This is a genomic window from Microbacterium sp. NPDC076768, from assembly GCF_040687205.1.
Taxonomy (GTDB): Bacteria; Actinomycetota; Actinomycetes; order Actinomycetales; family Microbacteriaceae; genus Microbacterium.
The window spans coordinates 153,256-175,551 of record NZ_JBFBMU010000003.1; the positions used below are offsets into that span (position 1 = coordinate 153,256).

Sequence of the window (22,296 nt, forward strand, 5' to 3'; positions counted from 1 at the left end):
TGAGCGCTAGATGACGAATCGGAAAACTCCGTTGATGATGCTTTAAGCGCTCCGTATGCTCACAACATGTGCGCGCGCTGGGAGACCCCGATGCGTGCCACGGCAGTCCTGTGATGTATCGAAAAACGATCGAGGAGACAGCACCGATGATGTCCGCCCCAGACGAGGGGAACCGTATGGTTCCTTTCCTTCGCCGCAGGAATCGGGGGCGCCTCGGCGCTCTTGCCGTGACCTGCGTAGCAACGCTGAGCTTCGGCACACTCGCCGCAGTCCCGGCCGCAGCCGACACCACCGGTACGGGGGTGGTGATCAACGAGGCATACCTCTCTGGCGGGAGCGCTGGCGCGGCGTTTAAGAACAAATTCGTCGAGCTTTACAACCCCACGGCGTATCCGGTCACCCTCGACGGGATGTCGCTGCAGTACCGATCTGCGAGCGGATCGGCCGCCTTCAACGGGGTGGCGCCGCTCACCGGCACAATTCCTGCGGGTGGGTACTACCTGGTGCAGGGCAACAGCAACGGCGCAAACGGTGCGGAGCTGCCGACACCGGATGCGGTGAGCAACCTGACTCCGAGTGGCACCAACGGAACCCTCGCGCTGGTCGAAGGTACGGCCGCTGTGACGCTTACCCCCGGCTCCATCGAAGGCGTTGATGGGGTCATTGATCTGGTCGGCTACGGCTCGTCGAACACCTTTGAAGGTGCGGCAGCAACCTCGCCATCCAGTAACACGGACGTCAAATCGCTGAACCGCACGGATGGCGTCGACACTGACGTCAACAGCGCAGATTTCACGCTCTCAGCGGCAATCACTCCGCAGGGCACCGGTGATGTTGATCCGGGTACGGATCCAGGGACAGACCCAGGGACAGACCCAGGGACAGACCCAGGTACCGAGCCCAAGAAGGTCACCATTGCCGAAGTGCAGGGAACGACAGACGTCTCCCCGCTGTCAGGCGAAACGGTGCAGGTGGAGGGCGTTGTCACCGCGGACTACCGCACGGGTGGCTACAAGGGCATTGTCATCCAGACCGCCGGGTCTGGCGGGGCAGAAGATGCCACCCCCGGGGCGTCAGACGGTATCTTCGTCTTCTTGAACGCGCTGGCTCCCACCGTGGAGATCGGTGACCTGGTTTCGGTCACTGGCGCTGTGAGCGAGTACTTCGGCCAGACGCAGATCAATCCGTCTGCTGTCGCTGATGTCGCTGTGGTCACCGCTGGCGCTGGTGTTCCTGACATCACGCCGCTGCCTGACACGGTGCGCGGGACCGACCGCGAGCCGTACGAGAACATGTATGTCGGGCCGGAGGGGACGTACCGTCTCGCCTCCAGCCACCAGTTGTATAACTACGGGACGCTGTGGCTGAACGCGGGCACCGATCTCGCGGTGAAGAGCACAGAGACCACTCGCCCCGGCGACGACGCAGCGGCGATCGCCGCGGCGAACCGTGCCAACCGTCTCCTGCTCGATGACGGCTGGTCGATCCAGGTGTCGAACAACGGACACCCGGGCGAGCAGCCGTACTTCACCGAAGATGCTGTCGTTCGTAACGGCGACACGGTCGACTTCGGCGAGACCGGCTACGTGCTGCAGTGGAGCTTCAGCGACTGGCGTCTGCAGCCGGTCGTGCCGATCGACGATTCTTCTGATGATGACCTCAAGGTCGCATTCGAGGCGACGAACCCGCGCACCGAGAGTGCACCAGCTGTGGGTGGTGACGCGCAGGTTGCGTCTTTCAACGTCTACAACTACTTCACGACCCTGAAGAGCGAAAACTCTGATGCTCGCGGGGCCGCCAACGCAGAGCAGTTCGAGATTCAGAAGTCCAAGATCGTTGCGGCGATCAATGGTCTGGATGCCGAGATCGTCTCCCTCATGGAGATCGAAAACTCGGTCAAGCTGGGAAAGCCTGTCGACACCGCTCTGAAGGATCTGGTGTCTGGTCTGAATGAAGACGCAGGTAGCGACGTGTGGGACTACGTGCCCACTCCTGACGCACTGAACGATGCGGACACGACGGACTTCATCACCAACGCGATCATCTACAAGAAGGATGCGGTCAAGACCGTCGGCGACAGCGCGACTGTCAGCGACGAAAGCGTGTGGAACAACGCCCGCGAACCTATCGCGCAGGCGTTCGACATCGACGGGCGCGTTGTCACTGTCGTGGCGAACCACCTGAAGTCGAAGTCGCCGCCTTCTGGCGCTGGTGTAGAGCCGGCAGACGGTCAGGGCTTCTTCAACGATGACCGCGTGAAGCAGGCAGAGGCGATCCTCGCTTTCACTGCTGAGCTGGAGGAGACCACCGGAAGCAGCGACATGCTTCTGATTGGCGACTTCAACGCGTACGGCAAGGAAGACCCGATCAACGTTTTCACCTCGAACGGCTGGAGCGACCTTGTCGCCGACGAGGCGTCGGGTGAATACACGTATACGTATGACGGCGAGCTCGGATCGCTTGACCACGTGATCGCGTCGCCTTCACTCGTGGCATCGGTCACGGGTGCAGGCGTCTGGGCTATCAACTCTCCGGAGTGGAGCGACCGCGGCTACGCGTTCGGTGCAGCCGAAGAGGGAACGCCCTACCGTTCCAGCGACCACGACCCGATCATCGTCGGCGTCTCGGCAGATATCCCGCCGGTGAGCATCGATGTCGTCACCGTCAATGACTTCCACGGGCGGATCGAAGCCGACGGCGCAGCCGCTGGTGCCGCGGTCTTGGCAGGGGCTGTTCAGCAGTTCCGTGCGGAGAACCCGAACACGATCTTCGCGGGGGCCGGTGACCTCATTGGTGCATCCACGTTCACGTCGTTCATCAATGATGACAACCCGACCATCGATGCGTTGAACGCGGCTGGTCTCGATGTCAGCGCAGCGGGTAACCACGAGTTCGACCAGGGTTGGGAAGATCTGCGCGATCGTGTGCAGGATCGGGCTGACTGGGAGTACATCTCCTCGAACGTCTTCGTCACCGAAACCGGCGAGCCAGCGCTTGCACCGGCGTGGGTAAAAGAGCTCGATGGTGTGAAGGTTGGTTTCGTCGGTGCGGTTACCGAAGATCTCGACTCGCTCGTCTCTCCTGCGGGCATCGAAGACCTTGAGGTTCGCAGCATCGCTGATTCCGTCAACGCAGTGGCAGACGACCTGCGAGACGGAGATGAGTCCAACGGCGAGGCAGATGTCGTCATTCTGCTCGTGCACGAGGGTGCGGCTAGCGCTGAGCTGTCGAGCATCACCAAAGACTCACCGCTGGGCGAAATCGTCTACGGAGTCGATGAAGATGTCGACGCGATTGTGTCGGCGCACACGCACCTCGCGTACAACCACGTGATCGACGGTCGTCCCGTCGTCTCCGCCGGCCAGTACGGCGAGAACCTCGGTCTGATGAACATCCAGGTCGACCCGAAGACGAAGGACTTGATCTCGATCACAAATGAGATCAAGCCCCTCACTGAAGGAGGCAAGGCGCTGTATCCCGCAGTGCCGGAGGTCGCAGACATCGTGGCGAAGGCGAAAGCTGAAGCTGATGTTCTCGGTGCGGTCAAGGTCGGAGACATCACTGCCGACCTCAACCGTGCGCGCCAGACGAATGGATCGGAGAACCGCGGTGGCGAGTCGACGATCGGCAACTTCGTCGCCGATGTTCAGCAGTGGTCCACCGGCGCCGACGTGGCGCTGATGAACCCTGGTGGCATCCGCGCGAACCTCACGTACGGCTCGGCTGGAGAATCCGATCCTGACGGCAACGTCACCTACCGCGAAGCCGCGACAGTGCAGCCTTTCGCCAACACACTGGTGACGCTGACGCTCACCGGTGCGCAGTTGAAGGCAGTGCTGGAGGAACAGTGGCAGCCCGCAGGCGCATCACGACCGTTCCTGAAGCTCGGTGTCTCGGAAGGGTTGGTCTACACATACGACCCCGCAGCGGCACAGGGCTCACGGATTACCTCCATCACGTTGAACGATGAAGCGATCGACCCGGACGCCAACTACACGGTGGCCGCGAACTCGTTCCTCGCTGGAGGCGGTGACAACTTCTCTACCTTCACAGAGGGAGCAGACAAGCGTGACACCGGAAAGATCGACCTTCAGTCGATGGTCGACTGGTTCGACGCCAACAAGACAGCGAGCCCAGACAGCGCCCAGCGTGCTGTCGGCGTCTCGTTCAGTGCAGCGGATGCAGACGGATACAGCGCGGGTGACGAAGTCACTGTTGCGCTGTCATCCTTGGCCTTCAGCGCTGGCGAGCCCGCTCCTGGCGAGGTGACGCTCTCGCTGGGTGACACAGTGCTTGCGAGCAGCGCTGTCGATGCCACCATCGTTGACACCACGGATGAGGGCGGGCGCGCCAGCCTGACCTTCACTATCCCCTCTGGTGTCTTCGGAGAGCAGATGCTGACGGTATCTGTCGCTGGCACCGACACCGTCGTGGACGTGCCGTTCGCGGTGGCCGGCGAAGAAGAATTCGCTGGTTCGATCACGCTGGGCTCCTCGAAGGTGACCGCAGGCAAGAAGCTGCAGGTTGCAGGCGAGGGGTACCTGGCTGGCGAGACCGTGCGCATCGAACTCTTGCCCAAGAAGGGCAAGCCCGTCGATGTAGGCACTGTTACCGTCGCGGGTGACGGATCGTTCAACACACAGGTCACTGTCCCCAAGAGCGCCCCATCGGGAAGCTACACGGTTTCTGTATCGCAGGAAGACGGAGACGCGGCAACCGCCGCGGTGACCGTAAATCGTGCTGGTGGATTCTTCGGGGCGATTCTGGACTGGCTGTGGAACCTTCTGACCAGGTGGTTCTGACCTAGATTCAGCTGAGTAATACGAAGGCCGTCGGGAGCAATCCCGACGGCCTTCGTCATTGACGGGAGGGTAGCTACGAGGTAACCACTTCTACCTCGGCCTGAGCGAGGGCACTCAACAGCGGTTCGGCGGGCGGTGCGTCGCTCACGAGCACGTCTGCACGATCGAGTGGGGCCACTTGAGCGAACAGGCGGCGTCCGAGCTTGGAAGAGTCAGCGAGGATCGCCGTGCGCTCTGCCCGTTGAATCATCTCCGCCATCATCGCCGCATCTCCGAGATTCGACGTGGAGTACCCGCCCTCGTCCACCGCACCTACGGCGATCAGGGCCAGGTCGCAACGAATGTCTACTTCGGACCCACCAGGGGTCATGGTGAATGCCACCGGGCCAGTGGTGGCCTGGGTGATAGCGCGCACCGCGCCGCCGAACACATAGAGGTCACGGAACGCCGAAGGGGCGATTTCCGCCGGGATGCGGAGGTTGTTCGTCGCGATAGTGAGATCTTGATGGTTGCGCAGCGCTCGTGCCAGCGCCAGCGTGGTGGTGCCAGCGTTGAGCATCACCACGGCACCGTCATCGATGAGGGCAGCAGCGATCCGTGCGATCTTCTCTTTCTCTTCGGTCTGCAGGCGCAGGCGAACATCGAGTGCTCGATCTTTCAGCTGACCGCCGGTCGCGCTGACGGCGCCGCCATGGGTCCGGATGACCACTCCCTCCCGGTCGAGCTGATCCAGATCGCGTCGAATGGTGTCGATTGAGACGTTGAAGTGGGCGGCCAGGTCACTGACGGTGACCTCTCCCGCTTGCTCGACAAAGGCGGCAAGTTCCGCCTTGCGTCCGGCGGGGAGGCGTCGTCGATGCGTTGACTCTGATGCGACCATGCAGACATCTTTAGCACAGTATGTGGAGTAACTCCGCAGACTTCCGCAGGAAACAGCATCTCTGCCAAGCTGGGTGTTCCCGATTCTCGCTGATTTCTCGCTCGTTAACCCTCTTCTCACGGAATTCAAGCCTTGACGACTCGCAAATGTCGGCATAACATGGCTTAAAACCGCACGAACAAGCAATAAAGCGCGTTGTGCGGCACGATCTCAAAGAGGAGAAGTGATGAGCACAGTGGTACGCGGGCAGCGGCGAACCCGAAAAATCGTCGGCGCCGGTACAGCGGCGGTTGCCCTTCTAGCCCTGACGGGTTGCGCGGCTGGGGCCGAAGGTGGAAGCGAAGGAGATGGCGGCGATGTCACCATCGAGTTCGCCCAATGGTGGGAGCCGGAACTGCCTGATGGTGAGTTTCGTGCTCTGATCGACGGGTTCGAGGATGCCAACCCCGGCATCACCGTTGAGCTCGTCAGTGGGCCGTACGCCTCGACTAAAGAGCAGCTGTTCGCCGGAGCAGCATCCGGCACGATGCCCGATGTCGTCGGCCTCGACGGTGCGTGGGTGAATGACTTCGCCTCGCAGGGGGTGATTGCCGACCTCAGTGCGCTGATGGACGAAAGCGGCTACGACGACAGCGAGCTCGCCAGCCAAATCCAGGTTGACGGCAGCACCTACATGATCCCGGTAGTGAACTTCGTCTACCCGATGTTCACGAACGACGATTTGCTCGCTCAGGCGGGCGTAGATGCACCTCCCGAAACGCGGAGCGAGTTCGCCGATGCAGCCGCCGAGGTATCTGCTTTGGGCGATGACATCTCCGGCTGGGTTCTGCCGCTCTCGCTTGAGTCGCCGAACGGCGTCCAGAACGACGTCATGTCGTGGGTATGGGCCTCTGGTGGGTCGATGCTGGACGAGGGTCAGCCCGACCTCACCAACGACGACGTCACATCCGCTGTGGAGTACATCGGCGGGCTGTGGGACGACGGCGTCATCGCCTCTGGCTCCTTCACGATGAAAGAGCAGGACAAAGTCGAGGAATTCACGAACGGCCGTGCCGGAATGATGATCGACTCGCTGGCGCACATCAACCTCATCCGTGAGACGAATCCTGATCTGAACTTCTCGATCTCGGCGATCCCTGCCGAAGACGGCTACAGCGGTGAACGTGGCATTCCGTACGCGTCATGGGGCATCGGCGTCGCTGAGAACTCCGAGAACAAAGACGCTGCGTTCAAGCTGGTGGAGTACCTGATGAGCGAGCAGACCAACTCCGAGCTTGCGACGATGGCGAAGGCATTCCCCGGTAACGCGAACTCGGTGCCGGACTTCGTGAGCGACGACGAGTTGTTCAAGGCAGCTTTCGACATCTACCAGGAGGGGTACCCCGCGAACGAATTCACCGGGCTCCCTGTCGCGGAAGATCTCATGCGACAGCTCGGCGAACAACTGCAGGCCGCGCTTGATGGGCAACAGTCGATCCCCGACGCGCTCAAGAACGCGCAAGCTTCGTGGGAAACGGAGTTCTGAGCCTCCGTCTCTCTGCCTGAACCGGGTGCCGCACTGCGGTTGCAGTGCGGCACCCCACCAAACAAGGAGCTCGAGTTCCCATGAGTATGAGAACGTCAGACGACACTGAGGTGATCGTCACCGGAGTGGCGCAGTCGAGGCGGCGCCGGCAGCTACGCAAAACGACTGAGTCGTACGCTTTCCTTTCGCCGACGGTCATCCTGCTGTTTGTGCTGATGATCGTGCCGATCGTGATCGTGATTGGGTACTCGTTCCAAGACAACGTCATCCTGAACAAATCACCGGAGTTCGTCGGCATCGCCAACTACGTCGAGGTGCTGACCGATGGTCGGTTCTGGAAAGCCACCAGCAACACTGTGCTGTTCACTGTGGCAAGTGTGGCGGCACACCTGGTGCTCGGGCTCACGTTCGCGATGATGCTCAACAGTCCGCTTCTTGGGCGGTTCTCCCGCTCAATCTTCCGTGCTCTCTACGTTCTTCCATGGCTGTTCACTGTCGCGGTCATCGCCGTGTTGTGGCGCATGCTCCTTGCCCCCAACGGCGTAATCAACTTTCTCCTCAACACCGACATCGAGTGGCTGGCATCTCCGCAACTCGCACTCGGCACAATCATCTTCATCAACATCTGGGCGGGGTACCCCTTCTTCATGGTGAGCTTGCTGGCTGGGCTGCAGGGCGTCCCGGTTGAACTGCACGAAGCAGCGACCGTCGATGGGGCCAGCGCTATCCAGCGCTTCTGGAACGTGACCATTCCGCAGCTGCGACCGATCATCGTGAGCTTGGTGCTCCTCGACCTCATCTGGACGTCCCAACAGTTCGCATTGATTTGGATGACCACAGGTGGGGGACCGATCGACGTCACTGAGGTGCTCAGCACCTTCACCTACAAGCTGGCGTTCGCTAAGTACGACTTCGCACTTGCTTCGACATCCGCCGTGCTCGTCTTGCTGATGTCGATGGTGCTCGCTGTCTTCTACGTCCGTCACCAGAAAGCGAGGGACTGATCATGGCTCTTACCGCCAGGACCCAGCGCCGCGTCAGCAAGACCGGCCTCATGATCGGCCTCCTCCTCGGCGCGGTGTTCTCTGCCGGGCCGGTGCTGTGGATGTTGTCCAGCTCGTTTAAATCGAACACGCAGATCTTTGAGTTGCCGCCGCGGTTGGTGACCGACACCTTTTCGTTCGACGCGTACGTGGCGATCTTTACCAGCCCAGAGACAATGCGGTTCTTCTTGAACAGCTACATCGTCGCTGGATCGGTCACGGTACTGACGCTCGTGGTGGCAATCCAGGCGGCCTACGCCTTCAGTCGCTTCGATTTCCGAGGCAAGCGCGTCCTGAACGTTGTCATCGTCAGCGTGCAGGCAGTGCCGCCCATCACGTTGCTCATTCCATACTTCGGTCTGATGGTCGCCCTCGGCCTCTACAACTCATACGCCGGCCTGATCCTCACCTACATGGTGTTCACGCTGCCGTACGCCATCATCATGATGACCGGGTACTTCAACACTCTGCCGAAAGAACTCGACGAGGCTGTGCGGGTCGATGGCGCCGGGGCGATGACAGCTCTGTGGCGGATATTGGTGCCGATCTCGGTGCCAGGCATCGTCTCTGTCGGTATCTACACCTTCATGATCGCGTGGAACGAATACCTCTTCGCGTTGACGCTGACCCGCACAGTCGACATGCGCACCGTCCCGATCGGCATCCAGCTTCTTATGGGGCAGCACTCTTACGAGTGGAACCAGATCATGGCGATGAGCGTGCTCGGATCGATCCCCGTTCTTATCCTTTTCCTCTTCTTCCAGCGGTACTTCATCAGCGGTCTCGCGGCCGGTTCTGTGAAGAGCTGAAACGCCCGTACCGGGCGCCAACCACCACGAAACAGGAGATTCACGTGCTGTACACAGGCAAATCCATCCTCGACGTCGCCAATGCGAACAATTTCGCGATTCCAGCCTTCAACATCAGCGACTGGGCGATGTTCAACGGCGTTATGGATATCAGCGAAGAGAAGAATGCACCGGTCATCATCGCGATTCACCCGGATGAGGTTTCGCACATCACGACCGATTTGATCGCAGCGATGCATTCCAGGGCCCACCGATCCAGCGTGCCCGTTGCCATCCACTGGGATCACGGCGGCAGCTACGAGCAGATGATCACTGCGATCAAAGCGGGCTTTACCTCGGTGATGATCGATGCATCGCTCCTTCCTTTTGACGAGAACGTTGCTCTCACCCGCAAGGTCGTCGAAGCGGCGCATGCTGTGGGGATTCAGGTCGAGGGAGAGCTCGGAACCATCGGGGCGAACGATAGCTACGGTGAGTCGGGTGCGGCGGAGATCATTTACACGAACGCTGCTGACGCGGTGCGGTTCGTCGAAGAGACAGGCGTCGACAGCCTCGCCATCGCCATCGGTACCTCTCACGGGCTGTACCCCGCAGAGAAGAACCCGGAGCTGCGCCACGACCTGTTGGAGGAGATCAAGGCGGCTGTCGGAATCCCTCTGGTACTGCACGGCGGATCGGCGAACCCGGACTCGGAACTGCGCCGCGCGGTGGAACTGGGCATCAACAAGATCAACATCTCTAGCGACATCAAGGTGTCGTACCACAACCGCATGCGTGAGATTCTCGGCACAGACGAGCGACTGCGGGAGCCCAATGCGATTCAGCCGGAGCCGATTATCGCTCTCAAGGCGACCGCGGCTGAGAAGATCGAGCTGTTCGGCGCAGACGGCAAAGCCGGACTGTACTGAGGCGTAAAAGAACACTCGAGGGTGAGGACGATCGGCAATGGGTGATGTCGCTGAGCGACAGTTCGTGCTCGGGCTCGGAGGAACTGTCGACTTCGAGTTGCAGTGGGATTCGGCGGTGCTACAGCGCCTGGCCACCCACCACAGTGTGCTCCGGTGCGAGTTGACAGCCGATGCACCGATCAGCGACGAGAGATCACTTGTGGTGGCCGTCCTCGCCCTCGTTGACGCGGGGGCGGGTGCGGAACGCTTCGTTCTTTCTTCAGAGGTGATTCGGGCGTTCTCCGCGCACTTCGACTACGCCGTGACCCTCGGCGGGACCGGCGTGCGTGCCGGTCTGGTGATGGACAGCTTGGGCATACCGAGCGTGCAGCACCTCGTGAGTATCGATGAGAATGTGCGCCGCCTGCTCCCATCGCGCGTCTCGTTCATCTGCTCAGCGATCGCAGACTCGCTCGATCCACACCTGATCGTGCAGTATCCGGCAGGTGCTCGTATCCGTCTGTCCGATGGTGAGGTCGTTTCCTCTGATGCGAACCGGCTGATCTTCGCCAACGACCCGCCCAACAGGGAGATGCGTCTCGCACCCGAGCTCGGGAAGACCCTGGCGAATGCCTCCGTGTTCCTGGTGTCTGGCTTCAACACGATGCAGGACCACGCTCTTCTCGAGCAGCGGTTGGAGGAGTTACGCCATGCGATGGCGACGTTGCCAGACGACGCGCTCGTCTACTACGAGGATGCGGGCTTTTACACGCGGGCCTTCGCCGAGACCGTGCGTGCCAGACTCCTCTCCGAGATCGATGTCTACAGCCTGAACGAGGATGAGCTCCAGGAATACGTTGGCCGCCGTGTTGACCTGCTGAACTCGGCAGAAGTGTCTCGTGCGCTGGCAGAGATCCGGGTGATCATCCCTGTCCCTGTCCTTGTCGTGCATACCCGTTACTGGGCACTCGCTGTCGGAACTGATGCCGCTCGCCATCGGACCGCACTGGAGAGTGCGGTGCGTGTGGCCGCCACCCGCTTTCGGCTGGGCGATGGGTGCACTGCCGCACAGGTCGCGGAGACTGCGGGGATGCCCCGACACGTGGACGGTGCACACGTCGTCGATGCGGTCGAGGCCGCAATGGCTGACGCCGTCGGCGTTCCCGCTTTTGATCTTGCTGTCGACAACCCCACAACCATCGGCTTGGGGGACACCTTCGTCGGTGGTTTCCTTGCCGGTCATGTTTCGAAAGAGGGCATAATTTGAAACCCGTCCGCCTCGCCTCCAATCGTCCAGCGGATCGCTTTTACCGTGGGGGCGCCCAGATATCCGACTTTCGTGGGGAGGCGATGTCCGCTCCCAGGCAGCCAGAAGATTGGGTGGGATCGACCACGACAATCCGCGGGGAAGAGCGACTCGGGCTTACGACGCTGCCCGATGGTCGATTGCTCCGGGATGCCGTTGCCGCCGACCCGGTTTCTTGGTTAGGAGTCGATCACGCGCAGTGTTGGGGCGACGACACTCGTTTGCTGGTGAAGCTGCTGGATGCCGGACAGCGGCTGCCAGTGCACGCGCATCCGCATGATGATTTCGCCGCGTCGCACCTCGGCCGTGCGCACGGCAAGGCAGAGGCCTGGTACATCCTTCGCGGGGGCACGGTCTACATCGGCCTGAAAGAGGATTCGACGGGAGATGCCCTCGCTGACCTGGTGTCGCGGCAAGATACGGAGGCACTGTTGGGGCTCCTGCATGAGGTTGAAGTGGAACCGGGCGACACTGTGTGGGTTCCGCCCGGCGAACTCCACGCGATCGGTGCCGGGGTGTTGCTGCTCGAGCTGCAGCAACCGGAAGACCTTTCGATCCTGCTGGAATGGGACGGGTTCGAGATTGATGGCCCAGGTGAAGGGCACCTCGGTCTGGGGTTTGAGCGCGCCCTGGCCGCCGTGACCACCGCGGCGCGCAGTCGCGCGGAACTCGCCATGCTCGTGCAGCAAGCGCCTGCATCCGGGTCCGTGTTCCCGAGCGCTGCCGATCGCTATTTTCGGCTCGAACGGTACCAGGTCAACGGGGAGACGGTGCTGGAGCGCGGATACGCGATCGCGATCGTCTCTCGTGGAGCCGTTGACATCGACGGCGAACCCCACCCAAGAGGCTCCACCATCCTTTTTCCCGCCAGCGCGGACTCGATCCCGATCAGTGGTGATGGCGAGCTTCTCGTGGCACGGCCCCCGGCTGTCGCACACTGACAGCGGCGAACGGAGCGCGCGGGAGCGGCGGCTAGACTGGGAGGCATGCCCGAACCGAAAGTCGCCAGCTTTCCGGCGATCCGCGGTGCGCTGAAGTTCTACCAGATCGCGTCGATCATCACAGGAGTCATGCTCCTTCTGCTGCTCGCCGAAATGGTGCTGAAGTACACGCCGATCCATCTCGAGCTTTTCATAGGAGGTTCCGGAGGGCCGCTGTGGTTCGCCGGTGTCATTGCGGGGCCCGACTGCCTATGGTGGTCGCTCTTTGCCCCGTGGTCGAACTCGTGTGAGATGACTTCGCTCGGCGACGGGTTCAACGTGTCGTTGTTCATCCTTGTCGCGCACGGCTGGTTCTACGTTGTCTACCTGTTCGCCTGCTTCCGCGTGTGGAGCTTGATGCGCTGGCCGTTCCCGCGCTTCATCTTGCTTGCACTCGGTGGCGTCATCCCGCTGCTGTCGTTCTTCATGGAAGCGATCGTTGCGCGTGAAGTGAAGACCTATCTCGCCACCAGGGAAGCCGCCGAGGCCGCGAAAGCCTCTCCGACTGACCCGAAAAATGCCCCGGAAGGTGTCCGTTGACCGAGCAGTCCGAGACCCAGCAGCGCCCCGCGCTGGTTGTTGACTTTGGTGCGCAGTACGCGCAGCTGATCGCCCGCCGAGTGCGCGAAGCTGGCGTGTACAGCGAGATCGTGCCGCACACGGCTACGGCGGAAGAGATCGCAGCGAAGAATCCCGTCGCGATCATCCTCTCCGGTGGCCCTTCGTCGGTATACGACGAAGGCGCCCCGCGCCTTGACCCGGCGGTCTTCGACCTCGGGGTGCCCACACTGGGCATTTGCTACGGCTTCCAATACATGGCGCAGACGCTCGGCGGTGAGGTCGCGAACACAGGCCTCCGCGAGTACGGCGCAACAGATGCCGTTATCACCGGCGACGGCGGAACGTTGCTGGGCGGCCAGCCAGCTGAGCAAAACGTCTGGATGAGCCACGGCGACCAGGTCGCCAAGGCCCCAGAAGGATTCCAGGTGCTCGCAACGACCGATGCGACCAAGGTAGCGGCGTTCGCAAACGACGAGCGTGGCTTCTACGGTGTGCAGTGGCATCCAGAGGTGAAGCACTCTGACCACGGCCAGCGCGTGCTGGAGAACTTCCTGCATAAGGGTGCTGGACTTGCCTCTGACTGGAACAGCGGCAACGTGATTGCCGAGCAGATCGCGCGCATTCAGGAGCAGGTGGGCGACGCTCGCGTTATCTCTGCGCTCTCTGGCGGCGTTGATTCCGCGGTGTCGACGGCCCTCGTCCACAAGGCGATTGGTGACCAGCTCACGGCTGTTTTTGTTGACCATGGTCTTCTCCGCAAGGGGGAGCGCGAGCAGGTCGAGAAAGACTACGTCGAGTCCACTGGCGTGCGCCTGATCACTGTCGACGCTGCTGACACCTTCCTTGGACACCTCGAAGGCGTGACAGACCCGGAAGAGAAGCGCAAGATTATCGGTCGCGAGTTCATCCGCGCTTTTGAGAAGGTGCAGCTCGATCTGGTGGCTGAAGCAAAGGCTTCAGGCGGCGCTCCGGTGAAGTTCCTCGTGCAGGGCACGCTCTACCCCGACGTTGTCGAGTCTGGTGGCGGAGCAGGTACCGCAAACATCAAGTCGCACCACAACGTGGGTGGGCTTCCTGACGACCTCGACTTTGAGTTGATCGAGCCGCTGCGCGCGCTGTTCAAAGACGAGGTACGCGCAATCGGTCGTGAACTCGGCATTCCAGAGGCAATCGTCGGACGCCAGCCGTTCCCCGGTCCAGGCCTCGGCATTCGCATCATCGGTGAGGTGACCGCTGACCGCCTCGAGATCTTGCGCGAAGCTGACGCTATCGCTCGTGAGGAGCTCACCAAAGCCGGCCTTGACCAAGAAATCTGGCAGTGCCCTGTGGTGCTTCTTGCCGACGTTCGTTCGGTGGGCGTGCAGGGTGACGGCCGCACCTACGGTCATCCGATCGTCCTGCGTCCCGTCTCCAGTGAAGATGCAATGACAGCCGACTGGACGCGTTTGCCGTACGACGTACTGTCAAAAATCTCTAACCGCATCACTAACGGGGTCCGCGACGTGAACCGGGTCGTGCTCGACGTCACGTCGAAGCCGCCGGGGACGATCGAGTGGGAGTAGGGAGCGAGATGCTCCCCGACGCGGCGCCGGTTCTTCCCGACGCCGAGTATCTGGTGCTGTCGAGCCGGCTGATCCCTGGCTTGGATGGCGGATACACAATCGCGACGATGGGGCGCGCCCGCCAACTGGCTGGTGCTGGTGTTGCCGAGGGCGCGGGGCCGCAATTGCTCACCTTCGATCCAGGCTCCGTGACCGACCACGCGGCACACCGGCGCACCTTCGTCGAGCAGGGGGCGCTGGTGGATGCTTCCCGGATGCGCAATCTGTTCGATGAGGCAGTTGCCGACGGTGGGGGAGCGACCGGCTGGGCGCGCGACGCCGCCGACGACGCGGTAGATCGCGATCCTGACATCGAATATCGGGCGCTGACGGATGTCGAGGGCCGTCCGTTTCTGGCCCTCCCTGTCATTCCTGGCAATCCCGATTGGCATCTGACTACCGAGCCGGTGCTGGTCTACGACGCAGCGGGCGCCGTCGTGGGCGCGCTGCACGGCTTCCGTGGACTGTATATGGCCTGGTTGCAGCACGTGGTTGCGGGGTTCGGTGACCGCCCGGTGGTCGTGATCTGCGAAGCGCGCCAGCTGGGCGAGCTCATCGCCGACTGGTCCGACCCGCGGGTGCGCATCCTCCACACGATCCACACGATGCATGTCGAGGCGCCGTATACGCCGGATGCCTCGATGAACACGCTGTGGACACGCTGGTTCCGCCTCTCCGATCGGTTCGATGCGGTGATCTGGCCGACAGCGACGCAGCGCGACGATGTCGTCGCCCGATTCGGTACTGCGGCTTCACACGTCGTAGTCCCCAACCCGATCACGCCAGTGGCGCGTCGTGACGACCTGCGCGAAGACGGACTCGTGGTGGTGCTGGGAAGGCTCGCCCCAGGAAAACGCGTCGAGCAGGCCATCCGTGCCTTTCTGACGGCAGATGTCTCAGGCGCACGGATGGAGATCTGGGGCGGCGGGCCGGAGCAAGAAAAATTGCACGCGCTTATCGAGGATCTCGATGCCGGAGACCGCATCGTGCTCGCTGGCTACACCGATTCCCCGGGAACGGTGCTTGATCGAGCTTCCCTCGTCGTTACCGCGACTGCGTATGAAGGGCAGCCGCTGTCGATTGTCGAAGCACTCCTGCACGGAGCCCCTGTGGTCTCGTACGACGCTCGTTACGGCATCCGCGACGTGTTGCAGCAGGGCGGCGGCGTGCTGGTGCCCAGTGGTGACGTTGACGCGCTGGGTACAGCGATCCGCGACGTGCTGACGCAGCCGGGGCGGCTTGCCGCGCTGAGTGCCGAAGCGCCCGCAGTGGCTGCGGCGTGGAGTCCAGAGCGTTCGCTTGAGGCACTGACCACGGTTATCGCTGCGGCGGTAGCGGCGCCACCGCGCCGCTGATCCCTCCCGCCCTTCCCGGCCTGCCGCGTTTCCCTCTTTGCTCCCGTCGCACTTTCTGTCGCTTTCCCGCGATCCGAGCGACAGAAAGTGCGACGGGAGCGGATAGAGCGGGAGGGGGGGATAGCAGGGGGGGACGGGAAGAGGCCCGCCTCCCTGGGGAGACGGGCCTCTGGTGCTGCGGAGTCTGTGCGGTCAGTTACTGCCGCGGACGATCGCGATCATGCGCAGGATCTCGACGTACAGCCACACGACGGTGACCATGATGCCGAAAGCGCCCATCCAGCCAAGCTTGCGAGGTGCGCCGTTGCGTACGCCCTGCTGGATCTGGTCAAAGTCCAACACCAGCGAGTACGCCGCCATGATCACGACGAGAACGCCGATGATGAGGCCGAGCGGGATACCCATGATCGTGCCGCTGAGAAGCCCGAAAGCGTTGTCGTTGATGCCGGTCCACATCAAGACCACGTTCAGCAACGAGAAGACCATGTAGCCGATCATCGCGATCATGAAGACCTTGGTGGCCTTCTTGGATGCGCGGATCTTGCCGCTGGCGAAGAGGGCGAGGGTCACGCCGACGACCGAGACAGTCGCGAGCGTCGCCTGAACGACGATGCCGGGGTAGATGACCTCGAAGAACGCTGAGATGCCACCGATGAAGAGACCCTCGAACGCGGCGTACGCAAAGATCAGCCCTGGACGGACCTTCTTGCGCGAGGTGAAAATGATCGCCATGGCGAGCACGAAACCACCGAGCGCTCCGGCGATCCACGGCAGCATGTTCGGCTCGAAGGTCGAGTTCGGGCTGTAGGCCGGCACGTCGAGACCGCCAAGGGTCACGACCCAACCGATCGCTGCGGTGACGAGAAGGATGCCGAACAGGCCAGCGGTCTTCCACACGGTGTCTTCGACAGACATCCGGTCGGTCTCGATCGAGCCTGCAGAGGGAGATGCGTACACACCCTCGAGGTGTGCGTTGGCGGCGGCAGCCGTCGCTCCGTTCTGAAGCGAGGCGCTCTGCGCGGCGCCCTGAGCTGCCTGCGGTCCGCCCGGGTACGTCGCGACATTGCGCGGGTCCTGCTGCTGGAAGGCAGGGTTGTTGAAAGCGAAGTTGCTCATTGGTGGGCCTCACTCCAAAAGGGGGGTAGTAGGTCTTGACTCAAGGATACTCGGGAGAGTGCCTTGCTGGCGTGTTCTACGCTGAGAGCGTGCCCAGCAAAAGCCCTCTCGTCATCGGGCACCGCGGTGCGCCCGGCTATCGACCAGAGCACAGCCGCTCATCGTACGAACTCGCCCTCGCTATGGGGGTGGATGCCGTGGAGCCCGACGTGGTGGCGACGAAAGACGGTGTCTTGGTCGTGCGGCACGAGAACGAGATATCCGGGACCACAAATGTCGCGGAGCATCCGGAATTCGCCGATCGCAAGACGACGAAGCGTATTGACGGGCAGGCGCAGACCGGCTGGTTCACCGAAGACTTCACCTGGGCGGAGCTATCGACCCTGCGCGTGCGCGAACGACTGCCCGAGGTGCGAGCAGTGAGCGCGAGCTTCGACGACTCGCAGGGGATTCTGCGTCTGCGTGACCTGCTCGACATCGTGCGTGCGGGATCAGCAGAGCATGCACGCGAGATCGGTGTTGTGTTGGAGGTCAAGCACGCGACGTATTTCGCGAGCATCGATCTCGACCTGGTTCCTCTCATCGAGCGCGAGCTCCACGAATCGGGATGGGCGAACGGTGACCGTCCGCTGATCATCGAGTCGTTCGAGCCCACGGTTCTCGGAGAGTTGCGCGCACGCGGCATCGCGGCGTCTTACATCTACCTCATCGAAGCCTCCGGGCGCCCTTATGACCGTGTGGTCGCCGAGGGGAAGCAGGCTCTCACCTACAAAGCGACAGTCTCGCCGGCGGGGCTAGACGGACTTGTCGGCCAGGTCGATGGCATCAGCGTCAGTAAGAAGATGCTGCTCGCCCACGGCAACACGATCATTAAGGATGCGCACGCACGGGGCCTTCAGGTGTTCACGTGGACCTGCCGGCCGGAGAATATGTTCCTCTCCGCGGAGTTTCGAAGCGCAGGCGCCCGCGAGGCGCACGGTGACTACGAAGCGGAATGGGGCGTGATCGCAGGGCAGGGCATCGACGGAGTTTTTGTGGATCACCCCGACCTGGGCGTTGCATTCTTCCGCAGCTGAGCTACGCGGTCAGAACGAGCCTCGCCGGGTGGAGACGATCTCTTTCCCCAACGGCATGAGCGAGATGGGCACCATCTTGAAGTCGGCGATGCCCATCGGGATACCGATGATCGTGACGCACAGCAAGATTCCGGACACGATGTGGCTGATCGCGAGCCACCAGCCGGCGAGCACGACCCAAAGCACATTGCCCAGAAAAGATCCGACGCCAGCGGTAGGCCTACTGACGACTTCGCGGCCGAACGGCCAGATGGCGTAGGCGGCGATGCGGAAAGAGGCGATCGCCCAGGGGATCGTGATGATCGGAATGCACAGCAGAAGCCCCGCCACAACGTAGCCGAGGAAAAGGGCCCATCCGGCGAGGAGGACCCAGATGATGTTGAGGATCGTGCGCATGAGTTGATTCTGCCACCACTGTCTTAGAGATCCCCTCCCATCTCATTTTCTGTCGCTGGAGCGAGCTCACGGCGACAGAAAATGCGACGGGAACGAGGGGGAGTCGACAGGGGTGGGGGAAGCCGACAGGGGTGAGGCTAGAGGCCCAGTACTGCGCGGGCACCAGCGGCATCGGCCTGCGTGTATTCCTCGGCGAGTTGCGCTGCACGTTCGGAAGACTGGCGCAGGATGCCGGCGTGCAAACGCCACTGTGCATCGAGCGCCGAAGATCGGCGGGCGAACGCATTTTGCGACTCGCCTGACCAGCGGGTGGCGATGTCGCGCGCAGAGCCCGACAGAAAATCCAGCGAATCAACAATCGCCGACGCGGAAGCGAGCGCGCTCGCTGCGGTTTCGGCGAGGCGATCAGGATCGACTTTGAGATCCATGTTTCTCAACGTTCCATTCCGCTAGTGGGGTAGCCGTGTTGTGCATCCGATTTGAGATTCATCGCGATGTCGGAATCTGCTCCGAACAGTTCCGCGCTTCGCTCTGCGAGCGTCGACATCGCTTTGTGTTGCGCTTCTGCGATTGTTTCGAGCGTGATCCGTGCCAGCACCGGTAGTGCGATACCTTCGGAGGCAGGGCCGAAATCGAGGCCAACGAGTGTGCCCCCAACCTTGGCGCGCACAATAACCTCGCCGCGCGGGCTGCGTACCGACTCGACGATCGATTCGACGTCGGTGGTGAGCGCTTGCGCTCGCTCCCGATTCTGTTGCGCCTGGCGATTGACGTTGTCGAGCAGGTTGCGAGCTGCGGCGAAGCCCTCGTCGATACCGAAGGTGTCATCGTTCACGGTGTTCTCTTTCACTTACTGGCGGTTACGCCGGTGGGTATCTCTGGGGCATCTCCCGGCCAGGGACCGAGCCGATCACGGTTGTGAGCGCCCCATTCTTTGTCTGCCGTCAATACGATCGCCACGTCGCTGAAATCCTGCGGGTTCGGCTCGCGGCTGGCGACCCAACCGGCCTCTGCGGCCGCAGCGACCACGTCGTAGCCCTCGGGTGAGGACGTGGAGACGCTTATCGAAATTTGGGAGTTAGGCATGTATCCGTCGCGTACCGACCAGACAGACTCGACGACGAAGTCAACGAAGGCCGCACCATCGACGATCGTACGATCTGGGTCGACGTCAAAGGTGAGGGAATATCCAGTATTGCCTTTGAGGTTCGGTCCATCGCTGGAACTCAGGCGAGACACATGCACGCCAGGGAAAGCTTCTACCAAAGAGGCGTTCATCTCGTCGAGGGTTTGGCCGCCGGATTCCGCATCGTGAGGGACGACGTCCCTCGAATCGCTTTTCTCGAACGAGCACCCTACGAACACGAGCAGGCTCACTGCGACGAGGGAGACAGTAAACCAACGTTTAGCGGCCATGGTGCATTATATCTTCCCGTCGATATTGCATGTCGGACCAGATGCTGACATCGGAAACGCCAGCGTACTTGCGCAGTCGCGTATCTCTAAGGTGAAGAAAGGACTCTCCGATGCAGAGTCTTTTGCTCGCCAGGGCAACGACTTCGACTTCGACTTCCTCATAGGTTAAACGGGGTGCCTTTGACGTTGTCGAGCAGGTTGCGAGCTGCGGCGAAGCCCTCGTCGATACCGAAGGTGTCATCGTTCACGGTGTTCTCTTTCACTTACTGGCGGTTACGCCGGTGGGTATCTCTGGGGCATCTCCCGGCCAGGGACCGAGCCGATCACGGTTGTGAGCGCCCCATTCTTTGTCTGCCGTCAATACGATCACAACGACGCTGAAATCCTGCGGAGACGGTTCGCGGCTGGCGACCCAACCGGCCTCTGCGGCCGCAGCGTCCACGTCGTAGCCCTCGGGTGAGGACGTGGAGACGCTTATCGAAATTTGGGAGTTAGGCATGTATCCGTCGCGTACCGACCAGACAGACTCGACGACGAAGTCAACGAAGGCCGCACCATCGACGATCGTACGATCTGGGTCGACGTCAAAGGTGAGGGAATATCCAGTATTGCCTTTGAGGTTCGGTCCATCGCTGGAGCTCAGGCGAGACACATGCACGCCAGGGAAAGCTTCTACCAAAGAGGCGTTCATCTCGTCGAGGGTTTGGCCGCCGGTTTCCGCGTCGTGAGGGATGTCGTACCTCGGACCGGGGTCCTCGAATGAGCACCCTACGAAGACGAGCAGGCTCACAGCTGCGATCGGGAGAGTAAACCAGCGTCTAGCGGCCATAGCGCATCATATCTTCCAGTCGATATTGCATGTCGGACCAGATGCTGACATCGGAAATACCGGCGTACTCCGGGTTCGTATCACCGGAAAATCCCATGCGGGAGAGGATCGTCTCGTCGTAGGCACCCGTGACCTCGAGAACTCCTCGGCCATCAACATTGCGCAGTCGAAATGCGACTTCGCCTGGGTACTCCGGATGCCCTTCCTCCGCGGCGATCACGAAGCCATCGTCTGTCACCTGCTGCACGACGATGGCACCGGACGTAACCTCGGGTATTCCTAACCCGAACAGTGACGTATCTATGACCTGACCCTTACCCGTGAGCCGCGTGTTGAGTTGTGAGTTATCACCTACGCGAGAGGGGAGGAAGATATGGCCGAATTCCCCCTGAAGCATCTTATTTAGCTCCTCTGTTGTCATATCGGTAAAACCCAAATCGTATTCATGGGAGTAACCAAGATCGTATGTGCTCTCAAATATGTGCTCGGAACCCTCGTAGGGGCGCGAATTTGGTTTGTAGGTTTCCCCCATGTCTTCGGGCAGAAACTTGCTCACTTGCTCCGCCAGAGCGTCGAGACCCTCTCCGGGAGGATATTGGTTGAGAAGTGAACCGAGTGCATTTTCAAGCGCCTGGTGGAAAGGGACAATTGCGCGGTAAAGATCGGTCATGAGCCGCACCATCTCGCGCAGTGCCTGTAAAGCGCGGTCGATGTTCGCGGTGACTTCGGCGATGACCTGAGCGCAGTTTTCAGCGAAGTCCTGGATTACCTGGGCCTTCTTTTCGAGTTCCCACGGCCAGCCCTCGAAGATGATGTCTCGGATGCTGCCACCTATCGTGGGTAAGAGCTCAAATGCCGCGCACACAAGCGATCGCATCACCTCGACGGCCCGCACGCACAGCTGTAGCGCCTGGCTCTGCACCTTGCACCAATTTGCGATCGAGTGCGTAGCGTCAATGAAAATTCTCAGGGAGAGCAGTGTCGTTTCACCGGTCATACCTTGCACTTTGCCGTCGAGCTGTGTGTGCGCCCGCTGAAGGAAATCCGAGACCGATTGCACGTCGCCGGCGTATGACTGCCAGGCATGCGACGCCTGATACAGTCCCGCAGGATCTCCCACAACCTGTTCATATAGTTGCTCCAGCGGGCGGAGGAACTGCATTAGTTCGGCGGCAAAGCCGTTTAGGCCGCTGCCGCAACCGTCGCCGGAAGACCCGCCCGCAGGGAGCTGCCTGCTCCATCCCCCTGCTGCGAGAGCGGAGGCCGCCGAGTCAGCCTCCGCGAGAAATGCAGTAGACACGTCAGCCGTCGACAGAAATGCGCTCGAGGTCGGCACGGGCGTTCTCTTCGATCGTCTCAAATCGATCCACGGCCTTTTGTACACCGTCAGCGGTACGCTGCGAGATGGTCGCGACGGAGCTGGAAGCGCCTTCTACGGCACCTCCAACTGCGTTGAGAACCGGGGGGATAAAAGCACCGATCTGGCCGAAAGCCATGCCAGGCACTGCCGAGGAGATTTTGTTTTGCGCAGATGAGAGCTGGTCTGCCGCCTCTGTAAGCGCGCTACGCGCCGCGGCGTACGCCCCGCTGTCAACCTCAATCTCTGCCATGTGATTGATTTCCTCGTGATGAACGCAGCGAGTCTGCACTATCTACGCGCTGACTTCAACAGGATGTGCTGAATGGCCCGATGGTAATCCGGCGCTGGAGCGAT

At 61.4% G+C, this 22,296-nt stretch carries 21 protein-coding genes; 12 read left to right on the forward strand and 9 right to left on the reverse strand.

Annotated elements, in window-relative coordinates:
- Positions 1 to 176 precede the first annotated feature (176 nt).
- Positions 177 to 4,802 carry an ExeM/NucH family extracellular endonuclease gene (locus AB0O87_RS12925; protein WP_363516661.1) on the forward strand — a complete coding sequence of 1,542 codons (4,626 nt, stop codon included), beginning with the start codon at positions 177 to 179 and terminating at the stop codon, positions 4,800 to 4,802.
- A 73-nt stretch (positions 4,803 to 4,875) separates the two neighbouring features.
- On the opposite strand, the gene AB0O87_RS12930 is transcribed toward AB0O87_RS12925, so the two are convergent.
- Entirely contained in the window at positions 4,876 to 5,682 is an 807-nt protein-coding gene (locus tag AB0O87_RS12930) for a DeoR/GlpR family DNA-binding transcription regulator (RefSeq protein ID WP_363516664.1), read from the reverse strand.
- Between the two features lie 226 nt (positions 5,683 to 5,908).
- Between AB0O87_RS12930 and AB0O87_RS12935 the strand changes: the two genes are divergently transcribed.
- From AB0O87_RS12935 to AB0O87_RS12975, 9 genes are all read left to right on the forward strand, one after another.
- Positions 5,909 to 7,207, forward strand: a complete 1,299-nt coding sequence (locus AB0O87_RS12935; protein WP_363516667.1) for a sugar ABC transporter substrate-binding protein — start codon at positions 5,909 to 5,911, stop codon at positions 7,205 to 7,207.
- A gap of 80 nt (positions 7,208 to 7,287) precedes the next feature.
- The gene (locus tag AB0O87_RS12940) at positions 7,288 to 8,211 is read left to right on the forward strand and encodes a sugar ABC transporter permease (RefSeq protein ID WP_363516670.1); all 924 of its coding nucleotides are present in this window, start codon (positions 7,288 to 7,290) and stop codon (positions 8,209 to 8,211) included.
- 2 nt (positions 8,212 to 8,213) lie between these two features.
- The gene (locus AB0O87_RS12945; RefSeq protein WP_363516673.1) at positions 8,214 to 9,059 is read left to right on the forward strand and encodes a carbohydrate ABC transporter permease; all 846 of its coding nucleotides are present in this window, start codon (positions 8,214 to 8,216) and stop codon (positions 9,057 to 9,059) included.
- Positions 9,060 to 9,103: 44 nt separating this feature from the next.
- Positions 9,104 to 9,967, forward strand: a complete 864-nt coding sequence (locus tag AB0O87_RS12950; protein WP_363516676.1) for a ketose-bisphosphate aldolase — start codon at positions 9,104 to 9,106, stop codon at positions 9,965 to 9,967.
- Between the two features lie 37 nt (positions 9,968 to 10,004).
- On the forward strand, positions 10,005 to 11,213 hold the full coding sequence (locus AB0O87_RS12955) for an ADP-dependent glucokinase/phosphofructokinase (protein ID WP_363516679.1): 1,209 nt from the start codon (positions 10,005 to 10,007) through the stop codon (positions 11,211 to 11,213).
- An 83-nt stretch (positions 11,214 to 11,296) separates the two neighbouring features.
- On the forward strand, positions 11,297 to 12,193 hold the full coding sequence (locus AB0O87_RS12960; RefSeq protein ID WP_363516682.1) for a class I mannose-6-phosphate isomerase: 897 nt from the start codon (positions 11,297 to 11,299) through the stop codon (positions 12,191 to 12,193).
- Between the two features lie 45 nt (positions 12,194 to 12,238).
- Positions 12,239 to 12,772, forward strand: coding sequence for a DUF3817 domain-containing protein (locus AB0O87_RS12965; RefSeq protein WP_363516684.1), 534 nt, complete (start codon positions 12,239 to 12,241; stop codon positions 12,770 to 12,772).
- Entirely contained in the window at positions 12,769 to 14,355 is a 1,587-nt protein-coding gene (gene guaA, locus AB0O87_RS12970; protein ID WP_363516687.1) for a glutamine-hydrolyzing GMP synthase, read from the forward strand. Before AB0O87_RS12965 ends, guaA begins: the two co-directional genes overlap by 4 nt.
- An 8-nt stretch (positions 14,356 to 14,363) precedes the next feature.
- Positions 14,364 to 15,749 carry a glycosyltransferase gene (locus tag AB0O87_RS12975; RefSeq protein WP_363516690.1) on the forward strand — a complete coding sequence of 462 codons (1,386 nt, stop codon included), beginning with the start codon at positions 14,364 to 14,366 and terminating at the stop codon, positions 15,747 to 15,749.
- Between the two features lie 192 nt (positions 15,750 to 15,941).
- Here AB0O87_RS12975 and AB0O87_RS12980 read toward each other — a convergent pair whose 3' ends face one another.
- Positions 15,942 to 16,865, reverse strand: a complete 924-nt coding sequence (locus tag AB0O87_RS12980) for a Bax inhibitor-1/YccA family protein (RefSeq protein WP_363516693.1) — start codon at positions 16,863 to 16,865, stop codon at positions 15,942 to 15,944.
- Positions 16,866 to 16,954: 89 nt separating this feature from the next.
- Between AB0O87_RS12980 and AB0O87_RS12985 the strand changes: the two genes are divergently transcribed.
- The gene (locus AB0O87_RS12985; protein ID WP_363516696.1) at positions 16,955 to 17,941 is read left to right on the forward strand and encodes a glycerophosphodiester phosphodiesterase family protein; all 987 of its coding nucleotides are present in this window, start codon (positions 16,955 to 16,957) and stop codon (positions 17,939 to 17,941) included.
- A 9-nt stretch (positions 17,942 to 17,950) separates the two neighbouring features.
- Here AB0O87_RS12985 and AB0O87_RS12990 read toward each other — a convergent pair whose 3' ends face one another.
- The 4 genes from AB0O87_RS12990 to AB0O87_RS13005 form a co-directional block, all read right to left on the reverse strand.
- Positions 17,951 to 18,337 (reverse strand): YccF domain-containing protein, encoded by a 387-nt coding sequence (locus AB0O87_RS12990; RefSeq protein WP_363516698.1) that lies wholly within the window; start codon positions 18,335 to 18,337, stop codon positions 17,951 to 17,953.
- 137 nt (positions 18,338 to 18,474) lie between these two features.
- A complete protein-coding gene (locus tag AB0O87_RS12995) occupies positions 18,475 to 18,765 on the reverse strand; it encodes a WXG100 family type VII secretion target (protein ID WP_363516701.1) in 291 nt (96 codons plus the stop codon).
- Between the two features lie 5 nt (positions 18,766 to 18,770).
- A complete protein-coding gene (locus AB0O87_RS13000; RefSeq protein WP_363516704.1) occupies positions 18,771 to 19,172 on the reverse strand; it encodes a hypothetical protein in 402 nt (133 codons plus the stop codon).
- A gap of 11 nt (positions 19,173 to 19,183) precedes the next feature.
- The gene (locus AB0O87_RS13005) at positions 19,184 to 19,753 is read right to left on the reverse strand and encodes a hypothetical protein (protein ID WP_363516707.1); all 570 of its coding nucleotides are present in this window, start codon (positions 19,751 to 19,753) and stop codon (positions 19,184 to 19,186) included.
- Here AB0O87_RS13005 and AB0O87_RS13010 point away from each other — a divergent pair.
- On the forward strand, positions 19,752 to 19,922 hold the full coding sequence (locus AB0O87_RS13010; protein WP_363516710.1) for a hypothetical protein: 171 nt from the start codon (positions 19,752 to 19,754) through the stop codon (positions 19,920 to 19,922). The genes AB0O87_RS13005 and AB0O87_RS13010 overlap by 2 nt on opposite strands.
- 90 nt (positions 19,923 to 20,012) lie before the next feature.
- Here AB0O87_RS13010 and AB0O87_RS13015 read toward each other — a convergent pair whose 3' ends face one another.
- From AB0O87_RS13015 to AB0O87_RS13025, 3 genes are read right to left on the reverse strand one after another with little or no spacing between them, the layout of a single operon-like run.
- On the reverse strand, positions 20,013 to 20,582 hold the full coding sequence (locus tag AB0O87_RS13015; protein WP_363516713.1) for a hypothetical protein: 570 nt from the start codon (positions 20,580 to 20,582) through the stop codon (positions 20,013 to 20,015).
- Complete coding sequence (locus AB0O87_RS13020; protein ID WP_363516716.1) at positions 20,572 to 21,918, reverse strand: hypothetical protein; 1,347 nt, start codon at positions 21,916 to 21,918, stop codon at positions 20,572 to 20,574. The genes AB0O87_RS13015 and AB0O87_RS13020 overlap by 11 nt, the downstream gene beginning before the upstream one ends.
- Entirely contained in the window at positions 21,884 to 22,192 is a 309-nt protein-coding gene (locus tag AB0O87_RS13025; RefSeq protein ID WP_363516719.1) for a hypothetical protein, read from the reverse strand. Before AB0O87_RS13025 ends, AB0O87_RS13020 begins: the two co-directional genes overlap by 35 nt.
- Positions 22,193 to 22,296: the final 104 nt, after the last annotated feature.